Below are 17,993 nucleotides of genomic sequence, written 5' to 3' on the forward strand. Positions count from 1 at the left end.
GGTTCAGGCGGGGCGGGAGAGTTCGGCGATGATCCGCGAGATCTCCTGGAGGGCGAACGACGCGATCCGGCGCTGGGCGGCCTCCGCGTCCTCGCGCGTCTCCTCCAGGTCGCCGATGACGATGATGTTCTCGTCGTTCAGCGTCGTGGCCGGGGCCGTGTAGTTGAAGCTGCCGGCGATCACCATCCGCTCGTCGATGACCATCAGCTTGTGGTGCACCTTCCGGACGCCGGTGCCGGGCCTGTTCGCGAACAGCTCCACTCCGGCGGCCTTGAGCGGCTCGGTGGCGGCCCACGCCTGGGCGCCCTGGCCGTGGTCCAGGACGCCGCGGATGCGGGTCAGCGACGGCGCGAGCCGGATCATCGTGTCGTCGATGCCGGACGACCGGGCGAAGGTGAACATCGCGAAGTCGACGCTCGCGGCGGCCTTGAGCATCTGCTTCATGATCTCCATCTCGGGGCCGTGCCGGGGCGCGAACAGCGGCTTCACCCTGACCTGCCCGAGCCGGAACTCCGCGGGCCGCGGCTCGACGCGCTCGTGCATGGCGCCGAACGTCCCCGAGCGCATCCGGAGGAACTCCTCCAGGTACAGGGCCGCGGCGCGCCGGCTCCGCAGGATCAGGACGTGGTTGAGGTTGTTGCCCGCCTTCCCGCCCGCGCCGCCCGCGCCGCCCGCGCCGTCCGCCGGGTTGGTCCCGGTGTCGGTGAGGGTGAAGTTCGCCGACCCGGTCAGCACCGCGGCCGTCGGCTCGCCGGCGTCCCGGACGAGGAACTTCTGGTGGAAGATCGCGGGGTTCAGGTCCGTGACGAGGTCGACGCCCGCCCGCAGCAGCGCGGCGTGGATGAGCCGGTTCTCCTCGTTGGCCCCGGCCGCCGCCCACGGATCGGCGGCGGGCGGGTCCTCACGCAGGTAGTCGCCCTCCAGGATGACCTGCACCCGCACGCCGCGCGCCCGCGCGGCGAGGATCGCCCGCGCGATCGACCGGGAGTCCAGTTCCTGCACCGCGACCCGCAGGGTGTGCCGCGCGTCCGCGACGAACGCGCGGATCGCCGCGTCCAGGTCGTCGGGCCCGCCCAGCGCCGTGGGCCCCGCGTGCAGTTCGATCCCGCCGACGCGCACTGCCATGACGCCCCCGATCACTCACCACAATCACCTACATACCCGCATATGTCAGGGCGATCCGCCAGAGCGCGGCAGATACCTGCCGCGCAGCGTCAGGACGGTCGTCAGGGCGACGCCCTGGAGGTGTTCGCGCGCCGGCACGCCGCGTTCATGGCGCGCGTCCTCGCGGTGTCGCGGGCGGTGGAACGGGAGGCGGGCAGCGACCCCGACCCCGCGCGGCACTGGGCGGAGGCGCTCCATTGGCGGCAGGAGACGAACCGGGCGCTGATCCGCCGCCTGGACGAGGAGGGCGTCCTCGCGCCGGGCTGGACGGTCGACACCGCCGCCGACATGCTGCTCGCGCTCATCTCCAACGGGGTGAACGAGACCCTGCTCGACGAGCGCGGCTGGACCCCGGAGCAGGCCGGCGAGCACATGGCGCTGCTGCTGCGGTCGACGTTCGTGGCGGGCGGGTAGGACGGTCGTTACTACCCCCGTTCGGGGGTGGCGCGGGTCACGCGGATGGCGAACGATCCCTGTGACCGGGTGTCCGTGCGGCTTCGAGGAGAGACCATGCCCGCAGTCGAGTTCCGCGCGGCGCGCGACTTCCTGCTCGCGCATCGCGACGACTACGCGACCGCGTACGAGAAGTTCCGGTGGCCGGTGCTGACCGGTTTCAACTGGGCGCTGGACTGGTTCGACAAGATCGCCGAGGGCAACGACGCGCCCGCGCTGTGGATCGTCGAGGAGGACGGCTCCGAGGCGAAGCACTCGTTCGCGCAGCTGGCGCGGCGGTCGAACCAGGTCGCGAACCTGCTGCGCCGGACGGGCGTGCGGCGCGGCGACCGGATCATCCTGATGCTCGGCAACCAGGTGGAGCTGTGGGAGACCGTCCTCGCGACGATGAAGATCGGCGCGATCATGATCCCGTGCACGCCGCTGCTGGGCACGGCCGATCTCCAGGACCGGCTGACGCGCGGCAAGGCCCGGCACGTCGTGGTCTCCTCGGCCGACACGGGCAAGTTCGACGGGGTCGAGGGCGAGTACTCGAAGATCGCCGTGGGCGCGCCCGTCGACGGGTGGGTGACCTACTCCGACGCGTACGAGGAGGCGGAGGCGTTCACCCCGTACGGGCTGACCATGTCGCGGGACACGCTGCTGCTCTACTTCACGTCCGGGACGACGGCGCAGCCGAAGCTCGTCCAGCACACGCACGCGTCCTACCCGGCGGGGCACCTGTCGACGATGTACTGGATCGGGCTGCGGCCGGGGGACGTCCACCTGAACATCTCGTCGCCGGGCTGGGCGAAGCACGCGTGGAGCAACATCTTCGCGCCGTGGGACGCCGAGGCGTGCGTGTTCATCTTCAACTACACGCGCTTCGACGCCGACCGGCTCCTCGACACCCTCCAACGGTGCGGCGTGACGAGCTTCTGCGCGCCGCCGACCGTGTGGCGCATGCTGATCCAGGCCGACCTCGGCCGGCTCGCGACGCCGCCGCGCGAGGTCGTCGCGGCCGGCGAGCCGCTGAACCCCGAGGTGATCCAGCGGGTGCGGGACGCCTGGGGCCGGACGATCCGGGACGGCTTCGGGCAGACCGAGACGACCGTCCAGATCGCCAACACGCCCGGCCAGCCGGTCAAGCCCGGATCGATGGGACGTCCGGTGCCCGGCTACCAGGTGGCGCTGATCGACCCGCTGACCGGCGAGCCGGCGGACGAGGGCGAGATCTGCCTCGACCTGGAGGACCGCCCGCTCGGGCTGATGACCGGCTACCACGGCGACGAGGAGCGCACGGACGAGGCGATGGCCGGCGGCTACTACCACACCGGCGACATCGGCTCCCGCGACGAGGACGGATACATCACCTATGTCGGGCGCGCCGACGACGTGTTCAAGGCGTCCGACTACAAGATCTCCCCGTTCGAGCTGGAGAGCGTGCTGATCGAGCACGAGGCGGTCGCGGAGGCGGCGGTCGTGCCGTCGCCCGACCCGGTCCGGGCGGCCGTCCCGAAGGCGTACGTGACACTCGCCGCCGGCTGGGAGCCGACCGCCGAGACCGCGAAGGCGATCTTCGCGCACAGCCGGGCGCAGCTGTCGCCGTACAAGCGGGTCCGGCTGCTGGAGTTCGCCGAGCTGCCGAAGACGATCTCCGGCAAGATCCGCCGGGTCGAGCTCCGCACGAGCGAGATCGAGAAGCATCCGGGCGGGGACGACCGGCCGCCGGGCGAGTTCCGCGAGGAGGACCTGCGATGACCCTCTCCTACGCGTCCGGCATCTCGGGAACGCCGCTGCTCGGCGACACCATCGGCGCGAACCTCGACAGGACGGTCGCCGCCTTCTCCGAACGCGACGCGCTCGTCGACCGGACGTCCGGCAGGCGCTGGACGTACGAGCGGTTCTCCGACGACGTGGAAGCCGTCGCGCTCGGCCTGCGCGACCTCGGCGTCGTCAAGGGCGACCGGGTGGGGATCTGGGCGCCGAACTGCGCCGAGTGGATGCTGGTCCAGTACGCGACCGCGAAACTGGGCGCGATCCTCGTCAACATCAATCCCGCGTACCGGGTGCACGAGCTGGAGTTCGTCCTCAACCAGGCGGGCATCCGGACACTGGTGTCGGCGTCGGTGTTCAAGACGTCCGACTATGCGGCGATGGTGGAGGAGGTCCGCCCGAAGTGCGCCGCCCTGCGCGACGTCATCCTCATCGGCACGCCCGCCTGGGACGCGCTCATGGAGTCGGGCCGGACGGGTGATCCGGCCGTCCTCAACGACATCGCCCGGACGCTCACTGCCGACGACCCCATCAACATCCAGTACACGTCCGGGACGACGGGCTTCCCCAAGGGCGCGACCCTGTCGCACCACAACATCCTGAACAACGGGTACTTCGTCGGCGAGCTGTGCGGCTACGACGAGGAGGACCGGGTGTGCGTCCCGGTGCCCTTCTACCACTGCTTCGGCATGGTGATGGGCAACCTCGCGGCCACCAGCCACGGCGCGTGCGTCGTGATCCCGGCCCCGGCGTTCGACCCGAAGGCGACCCTCGAAGCGGTCGCGGCCGAGCGCTGCACGTCGCTGTACGGGGTGCCGACGATGTTCATCGCCGTCCTGAACGAGCCGTCGCTGGACGCCCTCGACCTCGCCACCCTCCGCACCGGGATCATGGCCGGGTCGCCGTGCCCGGTCGAGGTGATGAAGCAGGTCATCGAGCGGCTCGGGATGGGCGAGGTCGCGATCTGCTACGGCATGACGGAGACCTCGCCGGTGTCGACGCAGACCCGGGCGGGCGACTCGCTGGACCGGCGGGTGTCCACGGTCGGGACCGTCCTGCCGCATCTGGAGATCAAGATCATCGACCCGGAGACGGGCGTCACCGTCCCGCGCGGCGTGCCCGGCGAGTTCTGCACCCGGGGCTACTCGGTGATGCTCGGCTACTGGGAGGAACCCGACAAGACGGCCGAGGCGATCGACGCCGCCCGCTGGATGCACACCGGCGACCTCGCCGTCATGGACGACGACGGCTACGTCAACATCACCGGCCGCATCAAGGACATGGTGATCCGCGGCGGCGAGAACATCTACCCGCGCGAGATCGAGGAGTTCCTCTACACCCATCCCGACATCGTGGACGCGCAGGTCATCGGCGTCCCGGACGCGAAGTACGGCGAGGAGCTGATGGCGTGGGTGCGCCTCCGCGAGGGCGTGCCGGGCCTGACCGCCGGGGAACTGCGCGCGTTCTGCGAGGGGAAGCTCGCCCACTACAAGATCCCCCGCTACCTGCACGTCGTGGACGAGTTCCCGATGACGGTCACCGGCAAGGTCCGCAAGGTGCAGATGCGCGCTGAGGCCGTGGACATCCTGGGCCTGGAGGAGGCCGCCACCACCAGGCACGCGTGAGTTTCTGTGCGCGCGGCCTTCCGGCGCGCGCCCCCGCAGGGCATGCTCGGTGGCATGGCCGATGATGTGGGGGCCGTCCGGACGGCGGTGCTTGCGCTGCAACGCACGACCGGCCTGCCCATGGTGTTCGGCGGCGCGCTGAGCGGCCAGGACCGGCTCCGCATCACCGAACTCGTCGGCAACAGGACCGACTCGCTGAACGGCCTGATCGTGCGCCAGGGCAACGGCCTCGGCGGCAAGGCGATGGCCATGGGCCGCCCCGCCTGGGTCAGCAACTACCCGTGCTCCGCGGCGATCAGCCACGACTACGACAAGCCGGTCGGGCGCGAGGGGCTGCTGTCGATCGTCGCCGTCCCGATCGTCGTCCGGCGGCGGTGCCGCGGCGTGATCTACGGCGCGCTGCGCGAGCCGCTGTCGCTCGCCGACCGGGTCGTCGGCGCGGCCGTCCAGGCGGCGCGCGACCTCGAACAGGACCTCGCCGTCCAGGACCGCGCGGACGAGGCGCTGGCCCGCGCGGAGCCGGGCACGTCGGCGGCGCGGTGGGAGGAGGTGCGGGCCGTCCACGCCGAGCTGCGGGCGCTGGCCGAGAAGGTCGACGACGTGCCGACGCGCGACCGGCTCCGCCGGGCGTCGCTGCGGCTCGCCGCCGCCGGGCTGGAGGAGTCGGGCGCGGCGCCGGGCCCGGTCCTGTCCCCGCGCGAGCTGGACGTCCTGTCCTACGTGGCGATCGGCTGCACGAACGCGGAGGCCGCCGAGCGTCTCGGCCTGCTGCCCGAGACGGTGAAGAGCTACCTGCGCTCGGCGATGCGCAAGCTGGACAGCCACACCCGCCTGGAGGCGGTGACCGCCGCCCGCCGCGCCGGGCTGCTGCCCTGACCGGTGGAATCCGCGGGGCCGCGCGGTTCCTTCGATCGGGGTTCTTCGACCGGTCCCGGCGACGGGGTCAGCGCCGTGTCGTGGACGTCGTCCAGTACAGATCGGCCCCCGTGGCGCACTGCCTGGACGAAACGCTCACCACACGCCGGCTGCGCCGGGCCGTGATCGCACGGCCGTCCCGCCCTTTTCCGGCGGGGACGTCCGGCCCCCGATATGCACAGAGCACCGTAACACCTCGAAGGGGATTGTCCGGAGTAAACGGCTTTCCTTCGCGCAGCCGAACTCGTTAGTAGCTTTTCTGGGGCACCTCGGCGCCGAGCGCGTCCACGGCCTCGGCGTCCACTCACGACCTCCGATACGACGCGGCGCGGTCGACGCGCCCCCTGGCCACCAGCTCCAGCGTGATGAGGACCGCGATCGACTCGATGGCGAGCAGCCCGATGAGGACGAGCAGCTGGACGGCGCCCGCCTCGACCGGGTCCGCGCCGCCGAGCAGCACGCCGACGAACGCGCCCGGCAGCGTGACCAGCCCGACCGTGCGCGTCTGGTCGAGGACGGGGAACAGCGCGAGCGCCGCCGACGACCGGCACACCTCGAGCGCGGCGTCCCTGGGCGGCAGGCCGAGGGCGAGGCCGCCCTCGTACTCGCCGCGCCGGGTGGTCAGCTCGTCCAGCGCGCGGCGGCCGGTGAGCCCGGTCGCCGACATCGCGCCGCCGATGAAGATCCCGGCGATCGGCAGCACCGACACGGTGCGGGCCGGGACCAGCGTCGTCGCCAGCAGCAGCCCCAGCACGGGGGCGACGCCGGCGACGATCGGCAGCGCCGCCCACCACCCGGACCCGCGCGCCGACCCGGTGATGCGGCGGCCCGCCGTCACGACCGCGATCACGACCATCCCCGCGATGAACGCGGCCGTCAGGCCCGCGCTCCGCAGCACCGCCGCGATCAGCAGCGACACGGCGGTGAGCTGCGCCGCCGCCCGCACCGACACGACCAGCATGTCCCGGCCGAGACCGAGCCCGCCGAGGCGCGCCAGCAGCGCCGCCACCGCCGCGAGCGAGGCCAGCACGAAGGCCAGCAGCGGGCCGACCTCGGGCGCCGCGCTCACCCGCCGCCCACGAGCCCCGATTGTGATCCCATAGCGCTCTCCTACCCCCTTAAAACCTCGATAGCGTGGGACTTGTGGAGGTTGAGGAGCCAGGTGGGACATCCCGCCGCAAAGCACTCTGGCTGCTGGGTGCGGCCGCCGGGGTCACCGCGCTCGGCGCGGACGCCGCACGCCCTCCGGGAGGCTCCGCGGCGGCGACGCCGCCCGCGGCGACGCCCCGCGCGAGAACGGTGATCCATCCGTCGCCCTCTCCGACGCCCACGCCGGCTCCGACCCCGCGGGCCGCGTCCTGGACGCCCGGCAAGCTCACCGCGCTCGACAAGCCCGTCCGGGAGCTGTCCGATCTGGCCCCGCCCGCGCCGCCGAAGTCGATCGCCCTGACCATCGACGACGGCCCGAGCCCGGCCTGGACGCCGAAGATGCTCGACCTGCTGGCCGAACACGGGATCCACGCGACGTTCTTCATCATCGGCGCGCAGGTGAAGGAGTACCCGAAGCTCACCCGCCGCATCGCCGACGCCGGCCACCAGATCTGCAACCACACCGAGACGCATCCGATCACCATCGCCGGGCTGCCGAAGAAGCGGGTCCGCAAGGAGATCGTCGAGGCGCACGACCGGATCGCGGACGTCACCGGCGTCGTCCCGCAGTTCTTCCGCTCCCCCGGCGGCAACTGGTCGAAGACCGTCCTGGAGATGGTCGCCGAGCACGACATGCTCCCGGTCGACTGGGCCGTGGACCCGCGCGACTGGGCCCGTCCGGGAGTCGGCCGCATCCGCCGCGCGATGCTCAAGGGCAAGGAGAACAACATCATCCTGTGCCACGACGGCGGCGGCGACCGCTCCCAGACCCTCAAGGCCCTCGACAGCGTGATCCCCAAGCTGAAGAAGCGCGGCCTGAACTTCGTAGCCCTCTGACGGGAGGGGCCGGCGCGGGTCCGGCCGCGAGGCCGGGGGCCTCGCCGTGGGAGATGCCGGGCAGCCGGTCCAGCCAGCGCGGCAGGTACCAGTTCGCGCGGCCCAGCAGGATCATCACGGCCGGGAGCAGGACGACCCGGACGATCGTCGCGTCGATCAGGACCGCGACCGACAGGCCGACGCCGAGCCGCTTGAAGTCCTGCACGCATCGACGCTAGGAAGCGCGCACCCGCGCCGACATGGCTCTAGACGGCGTCCGGGGGTGGAGGTAAGTACACTCCCGTCCCGGGTCGCGGGCACACTGTGCTGCGGGGCGCGCGCCAGAAGACTGGGCTCCAGACGGCAAGCGACCCTGCGGAGGACCCGGTGAGCGGTGGATTGGTGAAAGAGAAGACGAGGGTGCGGCGGCACGCGATCGCCGCGTGGCGCGGGCTCGCGTTCATGGTCCTGGGCATCCCCGCGACGCTCGTCGGCCTGTGGTTCCTCACGGTCATCTCGATGATCACCAGCTTCGTCGGGGTGCTGCTGTTCCCGTCCGCGACGATGCTGCTGCGGTCCCAGCTCGACGGGTACCGCGACCGGATCAACCGGTGGACGGACGTGCGGATCGAGCGCCCGTACCTGCCCGAGCCGGAGGCGGAGCCGGGCATCCACGGCTACTTCAAGCGGTTCATCGCGCTGATCTCCGACCCGGCCACCTGGCGCGACTACCTGTGGGTGCTGGTCGACCCGTTCGTCGCGCTCTTCACCGCGGCGCTGCCCGGCCTGCTCGTCCTGTACGGGATCTGGGGGTACGTCCTCGCCGCGTTCGCCGGCGACCTGATCGGCCGGTACGGCGGCAACGACTGGTACGCCTTCGTCCACGTCACCGAGGGGTACGGCAGCGACACGGGACGGGTCGTGTCCACCCTGGTCGTCGCGACGGCCTGCGTGGTGATCGGGTACGCGATCGCGCCGCGGATGCTGAACGTGTACGGGCGCTGGGGCCGGTCGATCCTCGGCCCGACGCAGAAGTCGCGGCTCGCGCTGCGCGTCCAGCACCTGACCGAGACGCGGTCGGAGGCCGTGGACGCGTCCGCGGCCGAGCTGCGCCGCATCGAGCGCGACCTGCACGACGGCGCGCAGGCCCGGCTCGTCGCGATGGGCATGACGCTCGGCGCGATCGAGCACCTGCTCGACAAGGACCCGGAGAAGGCCCGGCTGCTGCTCAGCGAGACCCGCGCGTCGTCGGCGAAGGCGCTGCACGAACTGCGCGACCTCGTCCGCGGCATCCACCCGCCGGTGCTCGCCGACCGCGGCATCGGGGACGCCGTCAAGGCCCTCGCGCTCGACCATCCGCTGTCCGTCGAGGTGCGCGCCGACCTGCCGGAACGTCCGGAGGCGCCGGTCGAGTCCGCCGCCTACTTCGCGGTGTCGGAGATCCTCACCAACGCCGCCAAGCACTCCGGCGCGTCCCGCGTGTGGGTCGACATGGGGTACGAGAACGGCATGCTCCGCATCACGGTCACCGACGACGGCCGCGGCGGCGCCGCCCTCGACGGCGGGACGGGGCTGCGCGGCATCGAGCGCAGGATCGGTACATTCGACGGCGTCCTCGCCCTCAGCTCGCCCGTGGGCGGCCCGACGATGGTGACCCTGGAGCTGCCGTGCGCGTTGTCCTCGCCGAAGACCTCGCCCTCCTGAGGGAGGGCCTGGTCAGCCTCCTGGAGTCGCACGACTTCGAGATCGCGGCGGCCGTCGACAACGGCCCCTCGCTCCTGAAGGCACTGCTCGACCACCGCCCGGACGTGGCGGTGGTCGACGTGCGCCTGCCGCCGTCCTTCACCGACGAGGGCCTCCAGGCCGCGCTGGAGGCGCGCCGCCAGGTGCCGGGCCTGCCCGTCCTCGTGCTGTCGCAGTACGTCGAGCAGCTCTACGCCCGCGAGCTGCTCGCGGACGGCACCGGCGCCATCGGCTACCTGCTGAAGGACCGGGTGTTCGACGCGGCCCAGTTCGTCGACGCGGTCCGCCGCGTCGCGGCCGGCGGCACCGCGATGGACCCCGAGGTCATCTCCCGGCTCGTCGCCAGCAACATTCGCGACACCCCGCTGAGCCGGCTCACCCCGCGCGAGACCGAGGTGCTGGAGCTGATGGCGCAGGGCCGCTCCAACGCGGCGATCGCCGAGCGGCTCGTCGTCACCGAGCGGGCCGTCACCAAGCACACCGCCAACATCTTCACCAAGCTCGACCTGCCGGTGACCGGCGACGACAACCGCCGCGTGCGCGCCGTCCTCGCCTACCTGAACAAGTGAGCGGCCGGCCCCGGTGACCGCCGGGTTCGCGAGCGCGGGCGCCTCCGGGCCGTACCGGGTGGCATTGGCATAGTCTGCTCCCGCGAGACGGCCCGGGGAGGGCACGATGACGGTGGTTCTGGTCCTGCTGTGCCTGGCGATCGCCGGCCGGGAGCTGTACCTGGCGTTCGAGCGCCGGCATTCCCCGGGCGCGCCCGAGATCGCGGACATCCGCACCCAGCTCCGCGCGCTGAAGGGCACCCGGGACGAGCTGGAGGGCTTCCGCGCGTCCCAGCGCGAGATCCTCGACCGGCTCGCCGCCGACCAGGAGCGCGACCGGGAGGCGCTCGGCGCGGCCGACGCCCGGATCCGGTCCCTGATCACGCAGATCAACGACCGGCTGCTGCCGGACGTCGGCTCCCGGCTGCGGCAGCAGCGGCAGGCGTCCGGCGAGCAGCGCGAGGTCCTCGACCGGCTGGCCGCCGAGGTCGCGGTGCTCCGCGCGCACCTCGTCGGGCGGCTCGACCAGGCCGTCGCCGCGTCCCTCGGCGCCGAGCCCGCCGAGCTCGTCGCCGGGATGCTCAGCGCCGCCCCGGACGGCGCGCGGGCCCCGCTGACCGGCCCGTACGAGCGGTTCGCCGAAGATCACGGGCTGCGGGTCGAGCTGACCGACCGGGACCGCTACTACCTGTCCGGACGCAGCCCGCGCGCCCTGGAGCGCGACTTCGTCGACCTTGTCGCCGCGCTGCGCGGCGGCTGCCGGGAGACGGCCGGGAAGGCGTGGGGCCTGCTGGGCGCGCTGCGCGAGGTGGAGCGGGGCGGCGCGCAGATCGGGCCGCTGCTCATCGCCAGGACGCCGGAGTCGCTCGTGTGCGGGGTGCTGCCGCTCGCCGAGCTGCGCCGGCCCGCCGGGATCCCGCTGGACGACCCGGACGAGGCGGCCCGCCGCCTGCGCCGCCTCCCGGAGGGCCGGTTCTGCGACCTGTCGGAGGTCGGCGCGGACGGTCTCAGCGAGCCGGAGACGTCCAGGTGAAGGCGGGGGCGCGGCGCTCCAGGAACGCGGCGATGCCCTCCTCGGCCTCGCCGCTCGCCGCGACCTCCGCCGCCCAGCGGGCGGTGCTCTCCCCGACCGGCTCGCCGGCGGCGACGGCGTCCACGATCTCCTTGGTCGCGCGCTGGGTGAGCAGCGAGCGGGACGCGAGGGTCCCGGTGAACGCGGCGACCCGGTCGCGGACGCCGCCGGGCGGGACGACCTCGTCCAGCAGCCCGATCCGCAGCGCGTGCTCGGCGCCGACCAGGTCCGCCGAGAACAGCAGGTACTTCGCGGCCGAGGGGCCCACGAGCCGGACGAGCCGGGCCGTCGCGGCGGCCGGGTAGACGATGCCGAGCTTCGCCGGGGTGATCCCGAAGCGGGCGTCCGCGGCGGCGAAGCGCAGGTCGCAGGCCGCCGCGAGCTGGCAGCCGCCGCCCACGCAGTAGCCCTCGATCGCGGCGATCGACGGCTTCGGGAACGCGGCGAGCGCCCGCTCGGCGACCGTCGACAGGTGCGAGTCGTCGTCGCGGTGGATGTCGTTCAGCTCGCCGATGTCGGCGCCCGCGCAGAAGTCGCCGCCCGCGCCGGTCAGCACCGCGACCCGGACGGCCGGGTCCTTCGCCAGGGCGTCCAGGATGCCGGGAAGGGCCCGCCACATGTCCGCCGACATGGCGTTCCGCTTGGCCGGCCGGTCGATGGTGATCGTCCCCACGCCGTCGGCGACCTCGACGTCAAGCCCGGCGGCGCTGTTCATCCTCGGTCCTCCCCTGTCGGTTGCGACGCCATCGTACGGAGGGCGTTTGCGGCCGGCGTCCCGGGGGATGTGGATAAATCGGAACCCGGGCGCCGCTCGCGGAGTCATAACCCGCGACGCGTGCCGTCGGCACAGGGGGATCGACCTGCATGAAAGCAATCCGCGGCGATCGGGGAATGCCAAACCCGCGCCGAGTGCTGTACTGTCGAGGCAACGTCTTCGGAGTTCCGCGATTCGCATCGAGGGCGTTTCTTCCCCGCCCGGGCCATCTGAGCGCCCGGTGATCTTTCCGGTTCGGTACGCGCAGACCGGCGTCCCGGACCGCCGCACAAGGGAGCCGACTTCAGCCCGGTGAACCGAGCTGTACTTCTCGTATTCCTCTCGCGTACGCGCCGCGGGTTCCGCCGCCGTACCCGGGAATCGACTCCAGGCGGCGCGGACCGTTCCGCGCGTACCTGAGAAGGGGCCCACATGTCCACTTCCACCCTCACCACCGAACCCCCCGCCACCGCCCGCAGGCAGCAGGCGCACGGCTCGCACGCCGTGCCCGCGCAGAGCGCCCGGAAGGGCGGCCAGCAGGGGCGGCGCCCCGCCGACGAGGCGCCGGCCGTCCCGTTCCACGGCATCCTCGCCGTCCAGGACAAGCACGCCTTCGTCCGCACGTCCGGCTACCTCGCCGGCCCGGAGGACGTGCACGTCTCCCTCGCCCAGGTCAAGGCGCACCACCTGCGTCCCGGCGACGTCGTCGCGGGCACCGCGAAGTCGCCGAAGTCGAACCGGGAGAAGTTCTCCTCGCTCGCCCACGTCGAGTCCGTGAACGGGCTCGCGGTGGCGGACGCGGCGAACCGCCCCGAGTTCGCCAAGCTGACCCCGCTGTTCCCGGACGAGCGGCTGCGCCTCGACACCGGTCCCCTCGCCACCCGCGTGATCGACCTGGTCGCGCCGATCGGCAAGGGCCAGCGCGGGCTCATCGTGTCGCCGCCCAAGGTCGGCAAGACGATGGTCCTGCAGGCGGTCGCGAACGCGATCGCGGAGAACAACCCCGAAGTGCACCTCATGGTCGTGCTCATCGACGAGCGGCCGGAGGAGGTCACCGACCTGCAGCGCACCGTGCGCGGCGAGGTGATCCACTCGACGTTCGACCGTCCCGCGCAGGACCACACCGCGCTCGCCGAGCTCGCCGTCGAGCGGGCGAAGCGGCTCGTCGAGCAGGGCCATGACGTGGTCATGCTGCTCGACTCGATCACCCGGCTCGGGCGCGCCTACAACCTGGCCGCGCCGTCCAGCAGCCGCATTCTCGCCGGCGGCGTCGCGACGACCGCGATCTACCCGCCGAAGAAGTTCTTCGGCGCCGCCCGCAACATCGAGGACGGCGGCTCCCTGACGATCCTCGCCACCGCCCTCGTGGAGACCGGGTCCCGCATGGACGACGTCTTCTTCGAGGAGTACAAGGGCACCGGCAACATGGAGCTGAAGCTCGACCGGGGCCTCGCCGACCGGCGCGTCTTCCCCGCCGTCGACATCGAGGCGTCCGGCACCCGCCGCGACGAGCTGCTGATGTCCCCCGAGGAGCTCGCCCTCTCCTGGCGCCTGCGCCGCGCCCTGCAGGGGCTGGAGAAGCAGCAGGCCGTCGAGCAGCTCCTGGAGAAGATGAAGGGCACCTCCTCCAACGCCGAGTTCCTCCTGCGCCTCCAGCAGACGACCTAGCCTCCGCTCCGGCCGATCCCGCTCCGGCTAGCCCTTCTCCGGCCTGAAGGACCTCAGCACCTTGTCGTAGAGCCGCTGGCCAGGCGTCCAGTCGGGATCGGGCGCGTAGAAGCAGAACTGGTACCCGGCCGCCCGGCTGCACAGCACGTGCCGGACGCCGTCGTCCCGCCAGGTGAACTCCCATTCGGCGGCGCCCGCGATGACCTCGGGGACGGGCTCCAGCCGCAGCCGGTGGTAACCCGGATAGCGGTGCTCCGCGACCGCCCGGTGCTCCTCGGCGCGCAGCCCGGACAGCGGGTCGCCCCGTGCCGGGGAGATGCGCAGCCCCCGTCCGGACACCGCGTCCTTCCAGGTCATGACGTCGCCGCGCCGCTCGGCCTGCCACCCCGCCGGCACGCGCACCGAGTAGGCGCCCGCCTCGCGGTACTTCGCCGTCTTCGCCGTCACGCCCGCCGCGGGGCGCAGCGCGACCGCCTCGCTCTTGCCGATCGACGTCCAGCGGGCCGCCCACGTGCCCGTGCCCGCCGCGAGCGCGGCCAGCACGGTGACGCTGATGACCGCGCCCGGCCGCATGTGCCTCCCCTGGAACGGCCGCCGCAGCCGCCCGGACGCCGTCCGGGCCCGGGGCGTCCAGGCGTCGCGATGCCGCCACCGGCCGCGGGCGCGCGGCGAACCGCACGGCGGCGTTCCGCCGTTCCCGTGCCGCAGCGTCCACGGGACGCGCGGACCCCGGGCGGCCCGCCGCCGCGACGCGTCCCGCGGCATCCGCGCGCCGCGCAGCGCCCACGGCGCCCGGCGGCGCACGGCCGTCCGGTTCCTGGACAGGACGGGCTTGGAGAGCAGGGGCATCGCCAGGACGCGGGACCCCCTCGGGAGGGCCGCCCGCGTGATGCCCGGTTCGGGGAGGGAGCCGATGATGTCCCGCAGCAGGTCGGCCGTGGCCTCCGCCGTCAGCCGGTCCTCCGGGCGCTGCCGCAGCAGGCCCTCGATGACGGGCGTGAGCGGCCCCGCCCGCACCGGCCGCGCGAAGTCGCCGAGCAGCACGGCCATCATGGACGCGAGCGCGTGCGAACGCAGGAACGGCGAGAAACCCTCGACCGCCGTGTAAAGCGTCGCGCCGAGCGACCAGAGGTCGGACGCCTCGACGCTGGGCTGCCCGTCGATTCGCTCCGGCGGAAGGTAGGCGGGCGATCCCTCAATACCGGCGGGCATTGTGTCGACCAGTTCCCGGCCATTGTCCGCATGGACGGCGAGGCCGAAGTCGGTGAGGAGAACGCGCCCGTCCTCGCAGACGAGGACATTGCTGGGTTTGACGTCCCGGTGCAGGATGCCCGTCGCGTGCGAGGCGCGCAGCACCGACAGGACGGCCGCGCCGATCTCCGCCGTCCGCCGCACGCCGAGCGGCCCGTCCTCGGTGACGAGCCTGTTCAGCGAGCAGGACTCCAGGAACTCCATGACGATCCACGGCCGGCCGTGCTCGATGATCAGGTCGTGCACGGCGACCACGCCGGGATGCCGCAGCGCGGCGGTGGCCCGCGCCTCGGAGAGCAGCCGCCGGCACATGACCCGGCGCTCGCTCTGGGTGATGCGCGGCGGGAGGTGGACCTCCTTGACCGCGACGTCCCGGTCGAGCATCTCGTCGTAAGCCCGCCAGACGGTGCCCATGCCGCCCCTGCCGACCACAGAGAGCAGGCGATACCGTCGCGCGAGCGGTATCAGCCGATCCCCATTCATGCAGCGGATAATCGCCGGAACGCGCCCAAGACACGCCCCTTCGGCATCAATTGATTTTTGACCGCCGCCCGGCGGGAAATGCGCGCGCAGCCGTGGTATAACCGCGCGCGCCGCATTTACCGGAGCACGCCGCCGCTATCCGAGGACGCCGCGCGCCCACTTGTAGTCGGACTTCCCGACGGCCGTGCGCTGCACCTCGTCCACCACCGTGAGCTGCCGCGGGAGCTTGTATCCGGCGAGCCGGCCGCGGCAGTGCTCGGTGAGCTGCTCCAGCGTGACGGACGCGCCGGGGCGGGGCGCGACGACGGCGGCGACGCGCTGCCCGAACCGCTCGTCCGGCAGGCCGACCACGACCGCGTCGTAGACGTCGGGGTGGTCCTTCAGCGCGACCTCGACCTCCTCCGGGTAGACCTTCTCGCCACCCGTATTGATCATGAGGGAGCCGCGGCCGAGGAGGGTGATCGTCCCGTCCTCCTCCAGGGCGGCGAAGTCGCCGGGGATCGACCAGCGGGTCCCGTCGGCGTCGGTGAAGAACGTCGACGCGGTCTTCTCCGGGTCGTTGTAGTAGCCGAGCGGGATGTGGCCGCTGCGGGCGAGCTTGCCGATCTCGCCCGGCCCGACCGTCTTCAGGTCGTCGTCCAGGACGGTGATGCCCGGCTTCATCATGAACCGGGCGGTGCCCTCCTTGGCCCCGACGGACGGGCCGCACGCGCCGGTCTCCGAGGCGCCGTAGTTGTCGAGGAACATGATGTTCGGGAGGTGCTCCTGGAGCGCCTGCTTGGCGCCCTCGGTGAGCGGCGCGCCGCCCGACGCGATCGCGATCAGCGACGACGTGTCGTGCCCGCCGGCCCCGAGGGCCTTGGCGACCGGCCGCGCCATGACGTCCCCGACCAGCATCAGGACGTTCGCCTTCTCCTCGGCGAGCAGCCGCAGCGCCTTGTCCGCGTCGAACGCGTGGTCGGTGTAGAGGACGACCTTCGCGCCGCTGAACAGGCCCATGAACGCGACCCACTGGCCGGCGCCGTGCATGACGGGCGCGCAGTCGAGGACGGCCATCCCGGGCTGGTCGGCGTTGGCGGCCAGCTCCTCGGGGCTGCCGATCGGGTCGCCGAGGACGTTCCCGCCGCCGAGCGCGCCGAAGAAGATGTCCTCGCAGCGCCACTCGACGCCCTTGGGGTAGCCGGTCGTGCCGCCGGTGTACATGATGTAGCGGTCGTCGCTGGACCGCGCCGGGAAGTCGTCGCTCGGGTCGGCCTCCGCGAGGGCCTTCTCGTACTCGACCGCGCCCGGGATCTCCTCCACCGAGTCATTCCGAGGGGCGTGGGGGGTCGTCCCCCCACCGGAAGACGAGCCGTCCTCCAGGACGACGACGTGTCGCAGCGCGGGCAGGTCGGCGCGGATCTCCGCCACCTTCGCCAAGAGCGAACGCTCCCCGATCAGCGCGACCGAGTCCGAGTCGGCGAGCACGTGCCGCAGCTCGGCGGCGACATAGCGGAAGTTCACCGGGATCGGCACGGCGCTGATCTTGAAAGCGCCGAGCATCGCCTCGATCCACTCGGCCCGGTTGTAGGCGAGGATCGCGACGTGCTCGCCAGGCCGCACCCCGGCCGCCGCCAGATGATGGCCGACCCGGCTCGCGCGCTCGCTGAGCTGCCGGTACGTCCGCCGCTCCTCCCCGGCCACCAGGGCGGGACGGTCCGGACCGGCGGCGGCCAGGATCTCGATCAGGTCGGCCAGGTTGTAGCTTCGGGGCATGCCACGTCCTCGCAGGCGTTGGGATGGGAGGGGATGGGAGGGATGAAACGGATGGGGGATGGGAATCGATCCCGATCCTCCTCGTGAACCGGCGGCGAACTCAATCCTTGTCGACACCCGGTCCAATGAGATCAGTCACACCCCGCATCGCCTGATGTGGCCACGCGCGAGGTCCTTACACGGCTCTTATCTGGGTACCGGCATGCTTGGCCGTAACGATTCAGTATCAGACGGGGGTAGTGGTGAGCGCAGGCGCGATGGCGTGGACCCCGCCGACGTGGGAGGAGATCGTCAGCGAGCACTCGACCAGGGTGTTCCGGCTGGCGTACCGGCTGACCGGCAACCGGCACGACGCCGAGGACCTGACCCAGGACGTCTTCGTCCGGGTCTTCCGCTCGCTGTCGTCCTACAGCCCCGGCACGTTCGAGGGCTGGCTGCACCGGATCACGACGAACCTGTTCCTCGACCGCGCCCGCCGCAAGCAGCGCATCCGGTTCGACTCCCTCGGCGACGACGCCGCCGAGCGCCTGCAGGGCCGCGAGCCGACGCCGGCGCAGGCCTACGACGACCGCCACCTCGACTTCGACATCCAGAAGGCGCTGGACGCCCTCGCCCCCGAGTACCGCGCCGCCGTCGTCCTGTGCGACATCGAGGGCCTGTCGTACGAGGAGATCGCCGCGTCCCTCGGCGTCAAGCTCGGCACCGTCCGCTCCCGCATCCACCGGGGCCGCGCCCAGCTCCGCAGCGCCCTGGAGCACCGCCGTCCGGCCGAATGCGCCCAGTGACCGCCGGATCCGGGCGGGCCGGCCACAGTGACGAGCGTCACTAGTGACCGCTGAGTA

15 protein-coding genes and 1 pseudogene are annotated in these 17,993 nt (G+C 72.4%); 10 read left to right on the forward strand and 6 right to left on the reverse strand.

Features of this window, described 5'->3' with window-relative positions; all coding sequences use genetic code 11:
- Window positions 1-3: 3 nt before the first annotated feature.
- Window positions 4-1,125 carry a phospholipase D-like domain-containing protein gene (locus SM611_RS21345; protein ID WP_371951629.1) on the reverse strand — a complete coding sequence of 374 codons (1,122 nt, stop codon included), beginning with the start codon at window positions 1,123-1,125 and terminating at the stop codon, window positions 4-6.
- A gap of 42 nt (window positions 1,126-1,167) precedes the next feature.
- Here SM611_RS21345 and SM611_RS21350 point away from each other — a divergent pair, with 42 nt between their 5' ends.
- The 4 genes from SM611_RS21350 (at window position 1,168) to SM611_RS21365 (ending at window position 5,873) form a co-directional block, all read left to right on the forward strand.
- On the forward strand, window positions 1,168-1,578 hold the full coding sequence (locus tag SM611_RS21350) for a hypothetical protein (protein ID WP_371951630.1): 411 nt from the start codon (window positions 1,168-1,170) through the stop codon (window positions 1,576-1,578).
- 96 nt (window positions 1,579-1,674) lie between these two features.
- Window positions 1,675-3,357, forward strand: a complete 1,683-nt coding sequence (locus SM611_RS21355; RefSeq protein WP_371951631.1) for an AMP-binding protein — start codon at window positions 1,675-1,677, stop codon at window positions 3,355-3,357.
- Entirely contained in the window at window positions 3,354-4,997 is a 1,644-nt protein-coding gene (locus SM611_RS21360; RefSeq protein ID WP_371951632.1) for an AMP-binding protein, read from the forward strand. Before SM611_RS21355 ends, SM611_RS21360 begins: the two co-directional genes overlap by 4 nt.
- 54 nt (window positions 4,998-5,051) lie before the next feature.
- Complete coding sequence (locus SM611_RS21365) at window positions 5,052-5,873, forward strand: helix-turn-helix transcriptional regulator (protein ID WP_371951633.1); 822 nt, start codon at window positions 5,052-5,054, stop codon at window positions 5,871-5,873.
- A 343-nt stretch (window positions 5,874-6,216) separates the two neighbouring features.
- Here SM611_RS21365 and SM611_RS21370 read toward each other — a convergent pair whose 3' ends face one another.
- Entirely contained in the window at window positions 6,217-6,981 is a 765-nt protein-coding gene (locus tag SM611_RS21370; RefSeq protein ID WP_371951634.1) for an ABC transporter permease, read from the reverse strand.
- A gap of 74 nt (window positions 6,982-7,055) precedes the next feature.
- On the opposite strand from SM611_RS21370, the gene SM611_RS21375 reads away from it, so the two are divergent.
- The gene (locus tag SM611_RS21375; RefSeq protein WP_371951635.1) at window positions 7,056-7,898 is read left to right on the forward strand and encodes a polysaccharide deacetylase family protein; all 843 of its coding nucleotides are present in this window, start codon (window positions 7,056-7,058) and stop codon (window positions 7,896-7,898) included.
- On the opposite strand, the gene SM611_RS21380 is transcribed toward SM611_RS21375, so the two are convergent.
- Window positions 7,834-8,103, reverse strand: coding sequence for an MMPL family transporter (locus SM611_RS21380; RefSeq protein WP_371951636.1), 270 nt, complete (start codon window positions 8,101-8,103; stop codon window positions 7,834-7,836). The genes SM611_RS21375 and SM611_RS21380 overlap by 65 nt on opposite strands.
- 161 nt (window positions 8,104-8,264) lie before the next feature.
- On the opposite strand from SM611_RS21380, the gene SM611_RS21385 reads away from it, so the two are divergent.
- The 3 genes from SM611_RS21385 to SM611_RS21395 all read left to right on the forward strand — a co-directional run bounded on the left by SM611_RS21385 (window position 8,265) and on the right by SM611_RS21395 (window position 11,201).
- Window positions 8,265-9,581, forward strand: a complete 1,317-nt coding sequence (locus tag SM611_RS21385; RefSeq protein WP_371951637.1) for a sensor histidine kinase — start codon at window positions 8,265-8,267, stop codon at window positions 9,579-9,581.
- Window positions 9,545-10,189, forward strand: a complete 645-nt coding sequence (locus SM611_RS21390; protein WP_371951638.1) for a LuxR C-terminal-related transcriptional regulator — start codon at window positions 9,545-9,547, stop codon at window positions 10,187-10,189. The genes SM611_RS21385 and SM611_RS21390 overlap by 37 nt, the downstream gene beginning before the upstream one ends.
- Before the next feature lie 106 nt (window positions 10,190-10,295).
- The gene (locus SM611_RS21395; RefSeq protein WP_371951639.1) at window positions 10,296-11,201 is read left to right on the forward strand and encodes a hypothetical protein; all 906 of its coding nucleotides are present in this window, start codon (window positions 10,296-10,298) and stop codon (window positions 11,199-11,201) included.
- Here the strand turns inward: SM611_RS21395 and SM611_RS21400 are convergent.
- On the reverse strand, window positions 11,176-11,955 hold the full coding sequence (locus tag SM611_RS21400; RefSeq protein ID WP_371951640.1) for an enoyl-CoA hydratase/isomerase family protein: 780 nt from the start codon (window positions 11,953-11,955) through the stop codon (window positions 11,176-11,178). The two genes, SM611_RS21395 and SM611_RS21400, sit on opposite strands and share 26 nt — an antisense overlap.
- A gap of 561 nt (window positions 11,956-12,516) precedes the next feature.
- On the opposite strand from SM611_RS21400, the pseudogene rho reads away from it, so the two are divergent.
- Window positions 12,517-13,662: pseudogene (gene rho, locus SM611_RS21405) on the forward strand (transcription termination factor Rho); the annotation flags it as partial.
- Between the two features lie 27 nt (window positions 13,663-13,689).
- On the opposite strand, the gene SM611_RS21410 reads toward rho, so the two are convergent.
- Window positions 13,690-15,396, reverse strand: coding sequence for a serine/threonine-protein kinase (locus SM611_RS21410; protein ID WP_371951641.1), 1,707 nt, complete (start codon window positions 15,394-15,396; stop codon window positions 13,690-13,692).
- Between the two features lie 135 nt (window positions 15,397-15,531).
- On the reverse strand, window positions 15,532-17,151 hold the full coding sequence (locus SM611_RS21415; RefSeq protein ID WP_371951642.1) for an acyl-CoA synthetase: 1,620 nt from the start codon (window positions 17,149-17,151) through the stop codon (window positions 15,532-15,534).
- 257 nt (window positions 17,152-17,408) lie between these two features.
- On the opposite strand from SM611_RS21415, the gene sigE reads away from it, so the two are divergent.
- Window positions 17,409-17,936, forward strand: coding sequence for an RNA polymerase sigma factor SigE (gene sigE / locus SM611_RS21420; RefSeq protein ID WP_371951839.1), 528 nt, complete (start codon window positions 17,409-17,411; stop codon window positions 17,934-17,936).
- Window positions 17,937-17,993 lie beyond the last annotated feature (57 nt).

It is taken from the genome of Actinomadura monticuli, from assembly GCF_041463655.1.
GTDB lineage: Bacteria > Actinomycetota > Actinomycetes > Streptosporangiales > Streptosporangiaceae > Spirillospora > Spirillospora monticuli.